Origin of the sequence: Microvirga aerophila (assembly GCF_003332305.1) — a bacterium.
Lineage (GTDB): Bacteria > Pseudomonadota > Alphaproteobacteria > Rhizobiales > Beijerinckiaceae > Microvirga > Microvirga aerophila.
Window position 1 is genome coordinate 40,066 of the sequence record NZ_QOIO01000013.1, and the last position, 16,722, is coordinate 56,787.

The following is a 16,722-nucleotide window of genomic DNA, read 5'->3' on the forward strand; positions in this document are numbered from 1 at the left end:
GCATGGATGCGGAGGTCATCTCCGAGGTCTTCCGCGCCTTCGGGCCTGTCCGCATCCGCAGGATGTTCGGCGGGAAGGGAATCTACTGGGGCGACCTCATGTTCGCCCTGGAGGCCGGGGACGAGCTTTATCTCAAAGCCGACCAACAGTCCGAGGCGCTTTTTCGGAGCCTCGGGTCGCGGCCCTTCGTCTATGCCGGACGGGACGGCCGAACTGCGACGATGAGCTATTGGCTCATGCCGGAATCGGCTCTCGACGATCCCGACGAGGCGGCGGAGCTGGCCGGGCATGCCCTCGACGCGGCTCGCCGCGCAAAGGCTGCGGCGGGCAGGAGGGCCCGTTAAGCCTCTCCTGGATTTTCGCCGCGGCGGTCGCTCGGCCTATTTCTGCTTCTTGATCAGGGTCGGCCGCAACAGGAAGGCCGGAACGTGATCGCCAAGCCCGATCACGGGAGCATCCGAATCGTGATCATGGCGCGGACGGCTGTGGGGGGCCTTGCTCGGCTGCCTGTCTCGGTCGCGTGCGGGCCGCGGGGCGCTCTGCTCGTGAGACGCCTGCGCGGCCTCGCGAGGTTCTCTGGGCTCCCTGGCTTCCCTCTCCCTCGGCGGCCTTGGCTCGGCGGCGTCGTCCGGCCGGGAGCGGCCTCCGCCTTTGCGGCCACGTGAAGAGCGATCTTCACGACCGCGACGGCGGGACGGGCGCGAATCCGAGGCAGGCCGCTCCGCAAGGCTCGGCCCTTCCCATTCGACCGGCTGGCCAATGAGCTTTTCAATGGCCGTCAGAGACTTCTCGTCGCCGGGCCCCACCAGGGTGAAGGAATAGCCGGTTCGACCGGCGCGGCCTGTCCGGCCGATCCTGTGGACATAGTCTTCGGCATGGTGCGGGATGTCATAGTTGAAGACATGACTTACCGCCGGGATGTCCAGACCGCGAGCCGCCACGTCGCTGGCGACCAGGATCGGCATTTCGCCCGTCCGGAAGCTGTCGAGGGCCGCCATCCGGGCGTGCTGGTCCATGTCGCCGTGGAGAGCGGCGGCGGCGAAACCGTGCTTCTGCAGCGAGCGGTGGAGCGTGGCCACATCCCGCTTGCGGTTGCAGAACACGATCGCGTTCTTCAGGTCGGTCGCGCCTCTGATCAGCTCGCGCAAGGTCTCGCGCTTCTCGAAATCCTGGGAGCCGGTGGCCACCAGCCGCTGGGTGATCGTGGCAGCCGTCGATGCCGGCCGGGCGACCTCGATCTTGACCGGGTTATGAAGGAAGGCATCCGCGAGGCGCTGGATTTCCGGCGGCATGGTGGCTGAGAAGAACAGGGTCTGGCGGGTGAAGGGCACAAGCTTCACGATCCGCTCGATATCCGGAATGAACCCCATGTCGAGCATGCGGTCCGCCTCGTCGATGACCAGCAGCTCGACTCCGGTCAGGAGGAGCTTGCCGCGCTCGAAATGATCGAGCAGGCGGCCGGGGGTCGCGATCAGGACATCGACGCCGCGGGTGATCTTGGCATCCTGATCCCCGAACGAGACGCCGCCGATCAGCAGGGCCACGGACAGGCGGTGGTTGATCCCGTACTTGTCGAAGTTGTCCTCGACCTGGGCGGCGAGCTCACGGGTCGGCTCGAGAATCAGCGTACGGGGCATGCGCGCCCGTGCCCTGCCGGTCTCGAGGAGCGTCAGCATGGGCAGAGTGAAGGCCGCGGTCTTTCCGGTGCCGGTCTGAGCAACGCCAAGCACGTCGCGACGCGCGAGCACATGGGGAATGGCCTGCGCCTGGATAGGCGTCGGTTCCGTGTAGCCGGAAGCTTCGACGGCTTGTTGAACTTTATCGCTAAGTCCGAGTTCGGCGAACGACATGAATGGTACAACCGTTGAGGGCAGGGCGCGCTCTTAAGTGCCGGCCGCTCTATACGGCAACAAACAGGCGCAAGACTGGTTTCACCCGAGATAGTCACTCAGGTTTATTGTGCGGCGGGACCATAGAACAAGCGCTAGGCTTGTCAATCTTAAGGGAAATAAAGACCGATGGCCGAAACACTTGTGCTTGTTCCGGGGCTTGCGAATACGTCCGGCCTCTTTGCGGCGCAGATCGCAGCCTTGTCGCCGGAGCGCGAGGTGATCGGCGTGGATCATGGGCAGGACGATTCGCTTGCGGCAGTCGCCTCCCGCCTGCTGAGCCAGGCCCCGCAGCACTTCGCGATCGCAGGTCTTTCCATGGGCGGCTACGTTGCCCTGGAGGTTCTTCGCCAGGCGCCCGAGAGGGTACGAAGGCTCGCGCTTCTCGACACGAGCGCTCGCCCCGACACCCCGGAGGCGCGCCAGGACAGGGAGCGCCTTATAACCTTGGCGGAGGTCGGCCGCTTCGAGGATATCCTGTCCAAGCTGTGGCCACGCCTCGTTCATCCTGACCGGCAAGCGGACCGGGAGCTCAAGGCCGAGGTCCTTTCCATGATGCGGGAGACAGGCGCGGAGGCCTATATCCGCCAGCAGCGGGCGATCATGGCTCGGCCCGATTCCCGGAGCCTGCTGCCTGGAATCGAGATCCCGACCCTCGTTCTCGTGGGCGAGGGAGACGCCATCACTCCCCCGGACATCGCCCGGGAGATGGCCGAGATGATCGAGTGGGCTTCCCTAGTGGTGATTCCCGGTGCCGGACACCTCTCCGCCATGGAAAAGCCCGATCTGGTTACCCAGGCCATGCGGCTCTGGCTCAGCCGTTAACCAGAATTCGAGCCTTCGCTTGCGGATGAATGAGACGTATGGTCAATCAAACGTTACCTTAACGGATGGCAGGGCCCGCCATTTTTCATGTGACTGAAAATACTAGGCTATTTTTGGTCGGGCCGTTAGTTTGAGAGGGGCGGGAGCTCATTGCCCGAGCGCGATAACAGCCCCGGAAGGTCATCGCCACCCGTTCTGTCGCGCTTGAGTCTTGGGCTGTGGCAGGAATGTGACAGACGTTGGGCGGCGGCTGGACTAATAGCGTAGCCGGACCTTACGAATGAACGGACCAAACAAATGAAAAAGATTCTCCTCTCCTCGGTTGCTCTCCTTGGCCTCACCGCTGGCGCGATGGCTGCCGATCTTCCGTCCCGCCGCGCTCCGGCTCCGATGATCGCCGCTGTTCCGGTCTTCACCTGGACCGGCTTCTACGTCGGTGCGAACGCCGGCTACGGCTGGCAGAACAGCGAAGACAACGCGATCTTCGTTCCGGCCGGCACCTTCGGCCCCGGCACGGCTGGCGGCACGATCACCTACGCGGATGACAGCGGCGAAGGCTTCGTCGGCGGCGGTCAGATCGGCTACAACTACCAGATGGGCTCGTTCGTGTTCGGCGTCGAGGCCGACCTGCAGTGGGCCGACCTCGGCGGCAGCGGCGGCACCGCCTTCGTGCCGGCCGGCTTCCCGGCCAGCTTCGTGCCGGCGGGCACCGCGGGCGGCATCGACTGGTTCGGCACCGTGCGCGCCCGCGCTGGTGTGGCCTTCGGCCAGGCGCTGGTGTACGCCACCGGCGGTTTCGCTTACGGCGGCGCTGACGACAACAACGACCGCTTCGGCCTGGTCAACGACGACGACGTGCGCACCGGCTGGACGCTCGGCGGCGGTGTCGAGTACGCCTTCACCAACAACCTGACGCTCGGCCTCGAAGGCCTGTGGGTCAACCTGGATGGTGACAACAACGAGACCTTCATCGGCACCACTGGCGCCGGCGCAACCCCGGTTTTCGTTCCGGGCGAGGACGACGACAACGAGTTCTTCGTGGCTCGCGCCAAGCTGAACTTCAAGTTCGGCTCGTACTAAGATCAGTCGCTTCGGCGATTGGAAAGGCCCGGGGAAACCCGGGCCTTTTTTGTTTTGGGCGTTGGCGTCAGGATTCGTCCTCCGGTGTGGAGGTTTTCCTCAGCCGCATGTCATGGCCGGTCTCGTGCCGGCCATCCACGTGTTGAAGCCATGGCGTAAGGCCTGGGTCCCCGGGACAAGCCCCGGGGTGACGAACGAGGGTGATCTGAGGTGGGGCGTCATAATGGGGCGGCGCAGCCGAGCCTGGGACCCATACGCGCTAGCGCTTCAGAACATGGCGGCATGTGTCTCGCCTCATCCGGCATCGTCAGCGGCTATGGATCCCGGGCTCCGCAATGCGGCCCGAGGATGACGGCGGAGGATGTCTTAGCCGGATGCGTCATCCCGGATGCCGAAGGCGACCCGGGATCGTCTTCAGAATAGAGCGCCGGTTCCTTCTCCCTGCGGCGAGGGCTGCCAGTACTACGCTCTTCGCACGATCCTGGGCTCCACTTACCCGGCTCCGAGATGACAGGCGTAGCGAGAACCAGCTAATTCTACTCAACCGGAAATGAAAAAAGCCGGAGCCTTGTGGGCTCCGGCTGAGGTTGGTTGCGGATTCCGCAACCGGGAGGAAAGTCGTTTCCTGCTTAGCAGGAATAGTACATCTGGAACTCGACCGGATGCGGGGTCATCTCGAAGCGGGCGACCTCGGTCATCTTGAGCTCGATATAGCTGTCGATGAAGTCGTCGTTGAAGACGCCGCCGGCCTTGAGGAACGCGCGGTCCTTGTCGAGGTTGGCGAGGGCTTCGCGGAGCGAGCCGCAGACGGTCGGGATCTTCTTGAGTTCGCGCGGCGGCAGATCGTAGAGATCCTTGTCCATCGCCTGGCCCGGGTCGATCTTGTTCAGGATGCCGTCGAGGCCGGCCATGAGCAATGCCGCGAAAGCCAGGTAGGGGTTCGCGGTCGGATCGGGGAAGCGAACCTCGACGCGCTTGGCCTTCGGAGAGGTCGTCCACGGAATGCGGCAGGACGCGGAGCGGTTACGGGCCGAGTAGGCCAGCAGAACCGGAGCCTCGTAGCCCGGGACGAGACGCTTGTAGGAGTTCGTCGACGGGTTGGTGAAGGCGTTCAGTGCCTTGGCGTGCTTGATGATGCCGCCGATGTACCACAGGCATTCCTGGGACAGGTCGGCATACTTGTTGCCCGCGAACATCGGCTTGCCGTCCTTCCAGATGGACTGGTGGACGTGCATGCCCGAGCCATTGTCGCCGTAGACCGGCTTCGGCATGAAGGTCGCCGTCTTGCCGTAGGACTGGGCAACGTTGTGGATGCAGTACTTGTAGATCTGCATCTCGTCGGCGGTGCGGACCAGGGTGTTGAACTTCGTGCCGAGTTCGTGCTGGGCGGAAGCCACCTCGTGGTGGTGCTTCTCGACCGTGACTCCCATGGCCTTCATGGCGGCCAGCATCTCGCCACGCATGTCCTGGGCCGAATCCAGCGGCGGCACGGGGAAGTAGCCGCCCTTCATTTGAATGCGATGGCCGAGGTTACCGCCCTCGTAATCCGTGTCGCCATTGGTCGGCAGCTCGGACGCGTCGAGCTTGAAGCCCGTGTTGTAGGGATCGGCCGTGAACTTCACATCGTCGAAGATGAAGAATTCAGCCTCGGGGCCAACGAACACCGTGTCGCCGATTCCCGTGGACCTCAGGAACGCTTCCGCCTTCTTGGCGATGCCGCGCGGGTCGCGCTCATAGGGCTCGCCGGTGGCCGGCTCGAGGATGTCGCAGACGATCGACAGGGTCGAGGCCGAGAAGAAGGGGTCGATCTGGGCGGTCGTCGGATCGGGCATGAGCGTCATGTCCGACTCGTTGATCGCTTTCCAGCCGGCGATCGACGAGCCGTCGAACATGACGCCGTCGGCGAACAGCTCTTCGTCGACCATGGAGACGTCGAAGGTGACGTGCTGCCACTTGCCGCGCGGGTCCGTGAAACGGAAATCGACATATTGGATGTCGTTGTCCTTGATCGCCTTCAGCACGTCGTTGGCTGTCTGCATGGTCTCTTAGTCCTCTTCTGCCCTTATTAGGAGATATCCCCGGCCCTGAGCCGCGGTGTGCGAAGCAAGCCTAGATCGCGTCGGACCCAGTCTCGCCGGTTCGGATGCGGACGGCCTCTTCAACCGTCGACACGAATATCTTTCCGTCACCAATGCGGCCGGTTTGCGCGGCCTTGCGGATCGCCTCGATGGCGTTCTCGACCATGTCGTCGCCGAGCACGATCTCGAGCTTCACCTTCGGGAGAAAGTCGACGACGTATTCGGCGCCGCGATAGAGCTCGGTGTGGCCCTTCTGGCGGCCGAAACCTTTGGCCTCAATGACAGTAATGCCCTGAAGGCCGACCTCTTGGAGAGCTTCTTTGACTTCATCGAGCTTGAAGGGCTTGATGATGGCTTCGATCTTCTTCATCCGGATGAACCGTTTCAATTCGAGGTTTGCCGCTTTTAGCACCAGGCCGAGATGCCTTCCATCGGTTCATTTTCCGAACCGGGGTAGATTTGCCGCTAAGGAAGGCATGTTGTGATTAAAGTTTAGGCAGATGCGCCTTTTGTAGTCTTGGCCGTAAAAACATGCGCGAAAGGCCCGTCATGAACCGTGTTGAGCCCGTTTTGACCCCGTCCGAGATCAAACAGGCGGAGGTTCGAGCTATCGCCGAGGGCATATCCGGCCTTGAGCTCATGCGGCGGGCTGGGCGGGCAGTAGCGGATTGGGCCGAACGGATGGCGTCGAAAGATGCACATATCCTGGTTGCCGCCGGCCCAGGGCAGAACGGTGGCGACGGGTTCGTCGTGGCGGCGCTTCTCGCTCAGAGAGGCTACCGCGTCTCCCTGGCGCTTCTTGGACAGATGGATCGTCTGACAGGAGACGCGGCCGAGGCGGCGAAGGATTGGGCTGGGTCGGTGATCCCTGCCGAGGAAGCGCCTTTCCACGAGGCGGATGTCATCATCGACGCCCTGTTCGGCACCGGGCTTTCCCGTGATCTGGAAGGCCTGGCGCGCCGTACTGTCGAGCGGATGGACGCGGCAGGCAAACCCATCCTCGCCGTGGATCTGCCGTCGGGTCTCGACGGAGAGACTGGACAGGCCAGGGGAGCCGTCGTGAGGGCGTCACGGACGGTAACCTTCGGGGCGCGCAAGCCGTGCCATCTGCTGATGCCCGGACGGAGTTACTGCGGTCCTGTCGAGGTGGACGATATTGGAATCGGCTCGGCGGTCCTGGCCGAAAGTGGGCGGCTCTTTGCCAATCAGCCTGCTCTCTGGGGAGGCGTTCTGCCGAGGCCGGGGCTTGATTCCCACAAGTACGAGCGAGGGCATACCCTTGTGGCCTCGGGAGGGGCCGCGCGGACAGGCGCGGCGCGGCTTGCCGCAAGGGCAGCCCTGCGCATCGGATCCGGTTTGGTCACCATCGCCTCACCCCCGGAAGCCATCGGGGTGAATGCCGCTCAACTGACGGCCGTGATGTTGAAGGGCTGCGATGGTCCCGAGGGCCTTCACGCAATCCTGACGGATGAGCGATTCAATTCCCTGGTGTTGGGTCCTGCCCTTGGGGTTCATGCCGCGACCCGAGCGATGGTCGCCGTCGCCGTCCAGGCTAGGCGAAGCCTCGTACTCGATGCAGACGCGCTCACCTCGTTCGAGGGGTTTGGGTCCGAACTGCGCCAGGCATTCCGTCATGGGCCGACCGTGCTGACGCCTCACACCGGCGAGTTCAGCCGTCTGTTTAAGGATCATCCGGATATTCTTGATCCGCCTTCCAAAGTGGAGCGGGCGCGCCGCGCGGCCGCCTATACGGGCGCCGTTGTGGTCTTGAAAGGTCCCGACACCGTTATCGCGGCGCCGGGCGGGCGGGCGGCCATCAACGAGAACGGGACGCCGTATCTGGCAACGGCAGGTTCGGGCGACACCCTGTGCGGAGTCATCGCAGGGCTCATGGCCCAGGGGCTTCCAGCGTTCGAGGCGGCCTGCGCGGGCGTTTGGATCCACGCCGAAGCAGGCGCGAGCTTCGGCCCTGGGCTGATTGCCGAGGATCTTGCGGATCTCTTGCCCGGGGTTCTGCGGGAACTGCTCAGGTAACTTCGATCCAAGTCCACAAACCGCTGTCGAACCGCTCCATGACGGTGGAGGCCAAGAGCCACTTGCCCGGGTTGTCGGCCACAACGGCGATTCGAACCGTCTTGTTTTCCGGAACCTGCACCGTATCGAGAAAATACGGCTCCCAGCCGTCATCCAGCGGATGCAGAAGCCGGAAAACGTGGCCGTGAAGGTGCATCGGTTGGGCGAACGGGGTCTGGTTGACGAGGGCGAGCACGACAGGACTTCCCCGCTTTACCTTCAACAGCGGGGCCGAGGTGAGGGCGCCGGCAGCACCGTTCACTGTCCACGCAGCCTTGCCGTCCTTGGAAGCGTCCTTGATGACCAGGTCCTTTCGCGCCGCGTTTTGCAGTTTGATGACGTCCGGCAGCCTTTTGTTGGGCTCCAGAGGTTTGATAGCGGGCAGAGCCGGTCGCTTTTGGTCGGTTGTGACGAGATCGACCAAAGGGATCCCATTGCCGATCAGGGCCTGGATCGCGCCTTTGGCGCCGGCCTCGGCAGGAAGGTCGACCAGAAGATCGTACCGGGTTCCGGGCGGGAAGGGCAGGGAGGCCTTCAGCGGCTCGAACGTGTCGGTCGGCTGGCCGTCGATGCCGATAACGTAGGGCTTCAGTCCGTCGAATCGCAGGCGCATGATCCGGGCATTGCAGACATTGGCGAGCCGTAGCCGCACCCGTCCTCCCTGCGGCGCTTCGACCCGGTGAGGCGTGGCTTTGCCGTTCACGCTGAGCCAGTTGCCGAGCCGGCCGGCGGGATTGGCTCCAGATGATGCGTCGAACGGCGCAAGCGAGCCGTCTTCGTTGAGGCTCCAGTCGTCGATCATCAAAGCCACGTCCTGATCGACCTGCGGTGGATTCGGCTCCTCTACTATAAGAAGACCCGTGAGCCCCCGCTCAAGGGGCTCGGCGCTCCCGCCCGGAATGCCGGGACGAATGATGTATGTGCCGGCGTCGGGGGGCGTCAGGGCGTATTGGAATGTCTGGCCTGGCTGAACGGGGTCCTGCGTCAGGCCGCCCACGCCATCCATGGCATTTGGCCCTCGAACCCCATGGAAGTGCAGGGAAATCGGTTTCGGCGTCTCGTTCCGGACGTTAAGGCGCAGCTCCACGCCCTGCTTGAGCCGTAAGGTTGGCGAGATCTCTCCATTGAAGCACCAGAGTTCGGCATCCTGGGAGGCGTCCGGGCGCAGCCGGCGTGGCGCCGCCTTGGCGGTCCATGTCGGGGTCAGGCCGTTGCCGCTCAGGCCTTTGCCGGCATCCTGAGGCTGAGGCGCTTGGGCGAAGCCGCTCCGCGGAAGGCTTGTCAGCGTCGTGGCGAGACCGGCGATCGCGGCGCGGCGGGTGATCATGAACGAGCCCTTTTCGGGAATGAGGATGGCGTCATGGCGTACAGGCTTGAACGTAAACGGCCAAGTTTGGTTGCTTTCCTTCACAGAACGTGAACTTTTTTGATGCGTCACCCGTCAGGCGTGTTATAGAGCCGCGTCCGGTCGAGGGGTGCGTACGTCGCGCCGCCTCACGCGCGGGCGTGGCGGAATTGGTAGACGCACTGGATTTAGGTTCCAGCGACGCAAGTTGTGGGGGTTCGAGTCCCTCCGCCCGCACCAATCCGTCGGGTTGGCATCCGGATGGCTCCTCTGGGTCTGATTGACGGCGTTGTGCCGCATCGACCGGGGCCTGGGACAAAGAATTTTTTCGAACGAGCGAAGGCGAAGAATACCATGCAGGTGACGGAAACACTGTCCCAAGGCTTGAAGCGAGAATTCAAGGTCGTGCTGCCCGCAACCGAGCTGGAGCAGCGCCTGAACAATGAGCTGGTGACCCTCAAGGACCGCGTGCGTCTCAATGGCTTCCGCCCCGGCAAGGTGCCGGTGGGTCATCTGCGTCGGGTCTACGGCCGCTCCGTGATGGGCGACGTCGTCCAGAACGCCGTGAACGAGGCGAATCGCAAGATCGTCGAGGACAACAGCCTGAAGCTGGCCTTCGAGCCGCAGATCAAATTCCCCGAGGACCAGGGTGAGATCGAGAAGGCCATGGACGCCAAGGGCGATCTGGCTTTCACGGTCGCTCTCGAGGTCCTGCCGACCTTCGATCTGGTCGACGTCTCCGACGTGACCGTCAAGCGCCCGGTGGTCGAGGTCACGGACGCCGAGATCAACGAATCTCTCGAGCGCATGGCCAAGCAGAACCGCACCTTCGAGCCCAAGGCTGAAGGCAAGGCGGAGCAGGGCGACCGGGTCGTGGTCGATTTCGTGGGCCGCGTCGACGGCACCGAATTCGAGGGCGGCAACGGCCAGGATATCCGGGTCGAGCTGGGTTCCAACACCTTCATCCCCGGCTTCGAGGATCAGCTCGTTGGCCTTTCGGCCGGCGACACCAAGCTCGTCAAGGTGACCTTCCCGACCAACTACCTGGCGGCTCACCTGGCCGGCAAGGATGCCGAGTTCGATGTGACCGTGAAGGAGATCGAGGCTCCGGGCGAGCTGAAGATCGACGACGAGCTCGCCAAGGGCTTCGGCATGGAGTCTCTGGACAAGCTCAAGGACGCGATCCGCGACGCGATCCGGAAGGACTTCGACGCCCAGTCCCGCCGCAAGGTCAAGAAGGAACTCCTCGATTCCCTCGACTCGAAGTACAGCTTCGAGCTGCCTCCGAGCCTGGTGGAGCAGGAATTCGCGGCCGTGTGGTCGCAGGTTGAGGGCGACATGAAGTCCAACAACCGCACCTTCGCCGATGAGGACACTACGGAAGAGGAAGCCCGGGCCGAATACCGCAAGATCGCGGAGCGTCGCGTTCGTCTCGGCTTGGTCCTTGCGCAGATCGGCGAGAAGTCCGATATCAAGATTTCCGACGATGAGGTCACCCAGGCTCTCATCGAGCGGGTCCGCCAGTATCCCGGCCAGGAAAAGCAGGTTTGGGAGTTCTACCAGAAGAACCCGCAGGCCCTCGCTGAAATCCGGGCCCCTCTCTTCGAGGAGAAGGTTGTCGACCAGATCCTGTCCCAGGTGAAGGTGGTTGACGAAACCGTCTCGAAGGAGGCCCTGTTCAACGACGGCGACGATGCTGATTCCGAGGCGGAAGGCGGCAACAAGGCCGGCAAGGGCGAGTAACGCAATCTCAAGCGTCTCGCTGCTTGCATCATCTTAACGGTCGCGCATCCGCGCGGCCGGACTTTGGAGCAGTGAGACGATGAGAGATCCGATTGCGTTGTATAACAACACGCTCGTCCCGATGGTGGTCGAGCAGTCGAACCGCGGTGAGCGCGCGTTCGACATCTATTCGCGCCTGTTGCGCGAGCGGATTATCTTTCTCACCGGGCCGGTCGAGGATTATTCCGCCTCGCTGATCGTGGCGCAGCTTCTGTTCCTCGAAGCCGAGAACCCCAAGAAGGAAATCTCCTTCTACATCAACTCGCCGGGCGGCGTCGTGACCTCCGGCCTGTCGATCTACGACACGATGCAGTTCATCCGTTGCCCCGTCTCGACCCTCTGCGTCGGTCAGGCAGCCTCCATGGGCTCCCTCCTCCTGACGGCAGGGCAGGCCGGCCAGCGCTTCGCCCTTTCTAACGCCCGAATCATGGTTCACCAGCCGTCGGGCGGCTATCAGGGGCAGGTCACTGACATCATGATCCACGCCCGCGAAAGCGAGGCTCTCAAGCGCCGCCTCAATGAAATCTACGTGAGGCACACGGGCCGCGACATCGCGGCTGTGGAGCAGGCCCTGGAGCGGGACAATTTCATGACGGCCGACGCGGCCAAGGAATTTGGCCTTATCGATCAAGTGCTTGAAAAGCGCCCCGAGCCGGCGGCGGCCCCGGTCTAATCCCTAAAACCTGGGGACAAATTCCTCTCTCATGCGTCTTTTTGGCGTGCGTCTGCGTTTCTATTGATCACACGCCCTTCGCGTGTTTGCATGGGGATTCGGGAGGGGAGATAATTTGAAGGCCCGAATTCTAGGCGTCGGAACCTTTCGTTAGCTCCGGCGCTCATAAACTAAAGGGGTGCCGGGCCGGCGTGGGCCGATCCTGCACCGATTGGAGATGTGATAATGACCAAGGCTGGCGGCAACGACTCCAAGAGCACGCTGTACTGCTCCTTCTGCGGCAAAAGCCAGCATGAGGTTCGCAAGCTGATTGCCGGACCGACCGTGTTCATCTGTGATGAATGCGTCGAATTGTGCATGGATATCATCCGCGAGGAGTCGAAATCGTCCCTCGTGAAGTCCCGTGACGGCGTTCCTACTCCCAAGGAAATCAGCCGCGTTCTTGACGACTACGTGATCGGCCAGGAGCACGCCAAGAAGGTGCTCTCGGTGGCGGTCCATAACCATTACAAGCGGCTTGCCCACGCGACGAAGCACAACGACGTCGAGTTGGCCAAGTCCAACATCCTGCTCATCGGCCCCACGGGCTCGGGCAAGACCCTGCTGGCCCAGACCCTGGCCCGCATCCTGGATGTGCCCTTCACCATGGCCGACGCCACGACCCTGACCGAAGCCGGTTACGTGGGCGAGGACGTGGAGAACATCATCCTCAAGCTGCTCCAGGCCTCCGACTATAATGTGGAGCGGGCCCAGCGCGGCATCGTCTATATCGACGAGATCGATAAGATTTCCCGCAAGTCCGACAACCCGTCGATCACCCGCGACGTGTCGGGCGAAGGCGTGCAGCAGGCGCTGCTGAAGATCATGGAAGGCACTGTCGCCTCCGTGCCTCCCCAAGGCGGTCGCAAGCATCCCCAGCAGGAGTTCCTGCAGGTCGACACCACGAACATCCTGTTCATCTGCGGCGGCGCCTTCGCGGGGCTGGAGCGGATTATCTCGGGTCGCGGCAAGGGCACCTCAATCGGCTTCGGCGCGTCCGTCCAGGCGCCCGATGACCGCCGGACCGGCGAGATCTTCCGCGGCGTCGAGCCGGAGGACCTGCTCAAGTTCGGCCTGATCCCTGAGTTCGTCGGCCGTCTCCCGGTGCTCGCGACCCTTGAGGACCTGGACGAGGATGCCCTCAAGAAGATCCTCCAGGAGCCCAAGAACGCCCTTGTGAAGCAGTATCAGCGTCTCTTCGAGATGGAGAACGTGAACCTGACCTTCCAGGACGAGGCGCTGTCCATGATTGCCCGCAAGGCCATCGAACGGAAGACCGGCGCCCGCGGCCTTCGGTCTATCATGGAGGGGATCCTTCTAGAGACCATGTACGACCTGCCGGGCCTCGACTCGGTGGAGCAGGTGGTCATCGGTCCGGAGGTCGTGGAGGGTAAGGCCAAGCCTCTCTTCATCCATGGCGACCGCGGCGAACAGACCGCAAGCGCGAGCGCCTGACGAGACCTGAATGACCCTACGCGAGGCAGGCCCACTTCTTGAAACATTGTGCCTGCCTCGCCACATACTCCTTAACGCGATCGTCGTCTGCTCATCGTCCGAGGGAGGGCGTCGCGTACCGGACGCAGCAATCCAAAAGAGCTTGAGCGTTCCGGTCTTCCGTCCGCAAACCTGCTCATCCGAGGGGATTTACGGGCGCTCTCAAAAGGATTTCGTCCTATGACACAATCGAAGCCACGTCAGCCTGTCGTCCCAGGCTCGACTGGGACCTATGCGGTTCTGCCTCTGCGCGACATTGTCGTCTTCCCGCACATGATCGTGCCGCTTTTCGTCGGCCGCGAGAAGTCGATCCGCGCGCTCGAGGAAGTGGTCAAGGGGGACCGTCATATTCTCCTGGCGACCCAGATCGACGCGACCGATGACGATCCGGCCACGGATGCGATCTACAAGGTTGGAACTCTTGCAAGCGTCCTGCAGCTTCTGAAGCTTCCCGACGGCACCGTGAAGGTGCTGGTCGAGGGCGCCAGTCGCGCGCAGGTGAAGGCCTATACCCAGACCGCAGAGTATTACGAGGCGGAGGCCGAAGTGCTGCCTGACGCGCTCGGGGACCAGATCGAGGCCGAGGCTCTGGCCCGGTCCGTCGTGTCCGAGTTCGAGAACTATGTGAAGCTCAACAAGAAGGTCTCGCCGGAGGTTGTCTCCGCCGTCACCCAGATTGAGGAGCCGGCCAAGCTCGCTGACACCATTGCTTCGCATCTGGCGATCAAGATCGCCGACAAGCAGGCTATCCTGGAAATCCCGACCGTCGCCCAGCGCCTTGAGAAGGTGCTTGGCCTGATGGAAAGCGAAATCTCGGTCCTGCAGGTCGAAAAGCGGATCCGCACCCGCGTGAAGCGTCAAATGGAGAAGACGCAGCGCGAGTACTATCTCAACGAGCAGATGAAGGCGATCCAGAAGGAGCTCGGCGACGACGAAGGTCGCGACGAGTTGGCCGAGCTCGAGGAGAAGATCGAGAAGACCAAGTTCACGAAGGAAGCCCGTGAAAAGGCATTGGGCGAGCTCAAGAAGCTCCGCCAGATGTCGCCCATGTCGGCCGAGGCGACCGTCGTGCGCAACTATCTCGACTGGTTGCTCGGGATCCCGTGGAACCGCCGCTCCAAGATGAAGAAGGACCTGAAGGCCGCTCAGGACATTCTCGATACCGATCATTACGGGCTTGAGAAGGTCAAGGAGCGCATCGTCGAGTACTTGGCCGTCCAACAGCGCGCCAACAAGCTCACCGGTCCGATCCTCTGCCTCGTCGGCCCTCCGGGCGTCGGCAAGACCTCGCTTGGCAAGTCCATCGCCAAGGCGACTGGACGCGAGTTCGTCCGTATGTCGCTCGGCGGCGTGCGCGACGAGTCCGAGATCCGCGGTCACCGCCGGACCTATATCGGTTCGATGCCCGGCAAGATCGTTCAGTCGATGCGCAAGGCCAAGACGTCCAACCCGCTCATTCTGCTCGACGAGATCGACAAGATGGGCATGGACTTCCGCGGCGATCCGTCGGCGGCCCTGCTCGAGGTTCTCGACCCTGAGCAGAACAGCACGTTCAACGACCACTACCTCGAGGTCGACTACGACCTGTCGAGCGTGATGTTCGTGACGACGGCCAACACGCTGAACATCCCGGCCCCGCTTCTCGACCGTATGGAAGTGATCCGACTTGCGGGTTACACCGAGGAGGAGAAGGCCGAGATCGCCCGCACGCACTTGATCCCGTCCGCCATGAAGAAGCATGGCCTCGAGACCAAGGAGTGGGCCATCGGCGACGAGGCTCTGCTCATGCTGATCAGGCGCTACACCCGCGAGGCGGGCGTGCGTAACCTGGAGCGCGAGATCGCCAACCTCGTCCGCAAGGCCGTGAAGGAGATCCTCATCTCCAAGGTCACGAAGGTCGAGGTGACGACCGCCAACCTGCCCGACTTCCTCGGCCCCCCGCGCTACCGCTACGGCGAGGTCGAGGCGGAGGACATGGTCGGCGCGGTGACAGGCTTGGCCTGGACCGAGGTCGGCGGCGAGCTCCTGACGATCGAAGGCATCATGATGCCCGGCAAGGGCAAAATGACCGTGACTGGCAACCTGCGCGACGTTATGAAGGAATCGATCTCCGCTGCGGCGTCCTATGTCCGCTCCCGGGCCGTCGATTTCGGCGTCGAGCCGCCGCTGTTCGATCGTCGCGACATCCACGTGCACGTGCCGGAAGGCGCGACGCCCAAGGATGGCCCTTCGGCCGGCATCGCAATGGCGACCGCCATCGTGTCCGTCATCACGAGTATCCCGGTTCGCCGCGATATCGCCATGACGGGCGAGGTGACGCTGCGGGGCCGAGTGCTGCCCATCGGCGGATTGAAGGAAAAGCTCCTGGCGGCCCTTCGCGGCGGCATCAAGAAGGTCTTGATCCCCGAGGAGAACGCCAAGGATCTTGTCGACATTCCGGCGAGCGTAAAGAACGGCCTCGAAATCGTTCCGGTCTCCCTCATGGATCAGGTGCTCCAGCATGCCCTCGTGCGCATGCCTGAGCCGATCGAATGGGACGAGGCCACGTTCCTCAAGGGCCCGAAAGGACCTGCCGTCGAGGACGATTCGGTTGGGGTCGTTGCCCACTAAAACTGACGTAACGTCATGGTCGAGAGAGCCCCCGGATGATGCATCCGGGGGCTCTTTTTTTGACCTCCAACCTCAAAAACCCGCTGATTTCAGCCAGTTCGGGTCTTGCCTACGGACGAGCTTTGCGCCACAGGGGTGGTCCCTGTAACGGTGGCACGTTAAGTCTTGAGGCCGCCGTGAGCATTGGAGGATATAAGCATGAACAAAGGCGAGCTCGTTGCGGCCGTCGCCGATAAGGTGGGTCTGACCCGTGGCCAGGCTGGTGAGGCGATCGACGCCGCCATCGAGGCCATCACGGGCGCTCTGAAGAAGGGCGATGAGGTCAAGATCGTTGGTTTCGGCAGCTTCGTGGTGACCAACCGCGCCGCTGGTGAGGCGCGCAACCCGCGTACCGGCGAGAAGGTCAAGGTTCCGGCCTCGAAGACCCCGAAGTTCCGCGCTGGCGCGGGCCTGAAGGAAGCCGTGAACACGAAGTAACCGCTTTTTCAGCGACGATTGCTTCCAAAGAAGGCTGACGGCGCTTGCGTTGTCGGCCTTCTGTTTTTATGTGAGGCGGGTCAGGGCGATTAGCTCAGTTGGTAGAGCATCTCGTTTACACCGAGAGGGTCGGCGGTTCGAGCCCGTCATCGCCCACCATTCCTTTGTTTCTTCCGTCGATTTGACGATAGGGTGCAAGGAACGCTTGACAGGGATCGGAGGCCCCCGTAAACCGCCTCCACACCGCTTCGGCGGTCCGATGCGCGGGCGTAGCTCAGTCGGTTAGAGTGCCGGCCTGTCACGCCGGAGGTCGCGGGTTCGAGCCCCGTCGCCCGCGCCACTTTCCCCAGACAACAC

13 protein-coding genes and 3 tRNA genes are annotated in these 16,722 nt (G+C 62.9%); 12 read left to right on the forward strand and 4 right to left on the reverse strand.

Annotation, left to right across the window (positions count from 1 at the left end):
* Window positions 1-2: 2 nt before the first annotated feature.
* Entirely contained in the window at window positions 3-344 is a 342-nt protein-coding gene (locus DRB19_RS09190; protein ID WP_114185746.1) for a TfoX/Sxy family protein, read from the forward strand.
* 36 nt (window positions 345-380) lie between these two features.
* Here DRB19_RS09190 and DRB19_RS09195 read toward each other — a convergent pair whose 3' ends face one another.
* A complete protein-coding gene (locus tag DRB19_RS09195; protein ID WP_114185747.1) occupies window positions 381-1,850 on the reverse strand; it encodes a DEAD/DEAH box helicase in 1,470 nt (489 codons plus the stop codon).
* A gap of 168 nt (window positions 1,851-2,018) precedes the next feature.
* Here DRB19_RS09195 and DRB19_RS09200 point away from each other — a divergent pair, with 168 nt between their 5' ends.
* A complete protein-coding gene (locus tag DRB19_RS09200) occupies window positions 2,019-2,714 on the forward strand; it encodes an alpha/beta fold hydrolase (RefSeq protein ID WP_114185748.1) in 696 nt (231 codons plus the stop codon).
* A 297-nt stretch (window positions 2,715-3,011) separates the two neighbouring features.
* Window positions 3,012-3,794, forward strand: a complete 783-nt coding sequence (locus DRB19_RS09205; protein ID WP_114185749.1) for an outer membrane protein — start codon at window positions 3,012-3,014, stop codon at window positions 3,792-3,794.
* Window positions 3,795-4,423: 629 nt separating this feature from the next.
* On the opposite strand, the gene glnA is transcribed toward DRB19_RS09205, so the two are convergent.
* Complete coding sequence (glnA, locus tag DRB19_RS09210; protein ID WP_114185750.1) at window positions 4,424-5,833, reverse strand: type I glutamate--ammonia ligase; 1,410 nt, start codon at window positions 5,831-5,833, stop codon at window positions 4,424-4,426.
* A 70-nt stretch (window positions 5,834-5,903) separates the two neighbouring features.
* Window positions 5,904-6,242: a P-II family nitrogen regulator gene (locus tag DRB19_RS09215; RefSeq protein ID WP_114185751.1), complete on the reverse strand. Its 339-nt coding sequence runs from the start codon at window positions 6,240-6,242 to the stop codon at window positions 5,904-5,906.
* Between the two features lie 179 nt (window positions 6,243-6,421).
* Between DRB19_RS09215 and DRB19_RS09220 the strand changes: the two genes are divergently transcribed.
* Window positions 6,422-7,906 carry an NAD(P)H-hydrate dehydratase gene (locus tag DRB19_RS09220; protein WP_114185752.1) on the forward strand — a complete coding sequence of 495 codons (1,485 nt, stop codon included), beginning with the start codon at window positions 6,422-6,424 and terminating at the stop codon, window positions 7,904-7,906.
* Here DRB19_RS09220 and DRB19_RS09225 read toward each other — a convergent pair.
* On the reverse strand, window positions 7,899-9,272 hold the full coding sequence (locus DRB19_RS09225; protein ID WP_114185809.1) for a multicopper oxidase family protein: 1,374 nt from the start codon (window positions 9,270-9,272) through the stop codon (window positions 7,899-7,901). The two genes, DRB19_RS09220 and DRB19_RS09225, sit on opposite strands and share 8 nt — an antisense overlap.
* A gap of 173 nt (window positions 9,273-9,445) precedes the next feature.
* Here DRB19_RS09225 and DRB19_RS09230 point away from each other — a divergent pair.
* The 8 genes from DRB19_RS09230 (at window position 9,446) to DRB19_RS09265 (ending at window position 16,705) form a co-directional block, all read left to right on the forward strand.
* Window positions 9,446-9,530, forward strand: a tRNA-Leu gene (locus DRB19_RS09230).
* Between the two features lie 114 nt (window positions 9,531-9,644).
* The gene (tig, locus tag DRB19_RS09235; RefSeq protein ID WP_114185810.1) at window positions 9,645-11,033 is read left to right on the forward strand and encodes a trigger factor; all 1,389 of its coding nucleotides are present in this window, start codon (window positions 9,645-9,647) and stop codon (window positions 11,031-11,033) included.
* Between the two features lie 79 nt (window positions 11,034-11,112).
* Window positions 11,113-11,745, forward strand: a complete 633-nt coding sequence (locus DRB19_RS09240) for an ATP-dependent Clp protease proteolytic subunit (RefSeq protein ID WP_114185753.1) — start codon at window positions 11,113-11,115, stop codon at window positions 11,743-11,745.
* Window positions 11,746-11,970: 225 nt separating this feature from the next.
* A complete protein-coding gene (gene clpX / locus DRB19_RS09245; protein WP_114185754.1) occupies window positions 11,971-13,239 on the forward strand; it encodes an ATP-dependent Clp protease ATP-binding subunit ClpX in 1,269 nt (422 codons plus the stop codon).
* 219 nt (window positions 13,240-13,458) lie between these two features.
* Window positions 13,459-15,888, forward strand: a complete 2,430-nt coding sequence (gene lon / locus DRB19_RS09250) for an endopeptidase La (RefSeq protein WP_114185755.1) — start codon at window positions 13,459-13,461, stop codon at window positions 15,886-15,888.
* A 198-nt stretch (window positions 15,889-16,086) separates the two neighbouring features.
* Complete coding sequence (locus tag DRB19_RS09255) at window positions 16,087-16,365, forward strand: HU family DNA-binding protein (RefSeq protein ID WP_114185756.1); 279 nt, start codon at window positions 16,087-16,089, stop codon at window positions 16,363-16,365.
* A gap of 83 nt (window positions 16,366-16,448) precedes the next feature.
* Window positions 16,449-16,524 (forward strand) — tRNA-Val (locus DRB19_RS09260).
* A gap of 104 nt (window positions 16,525-16,628) precedes the next feature.
* A tRNA-Asp gene (locus DRB19_RS09265) sits at window positions 16,629-16,705 on the forward strand.
* Window positions 16,706-16,722 lie beyond the last annotated feature (17 nt).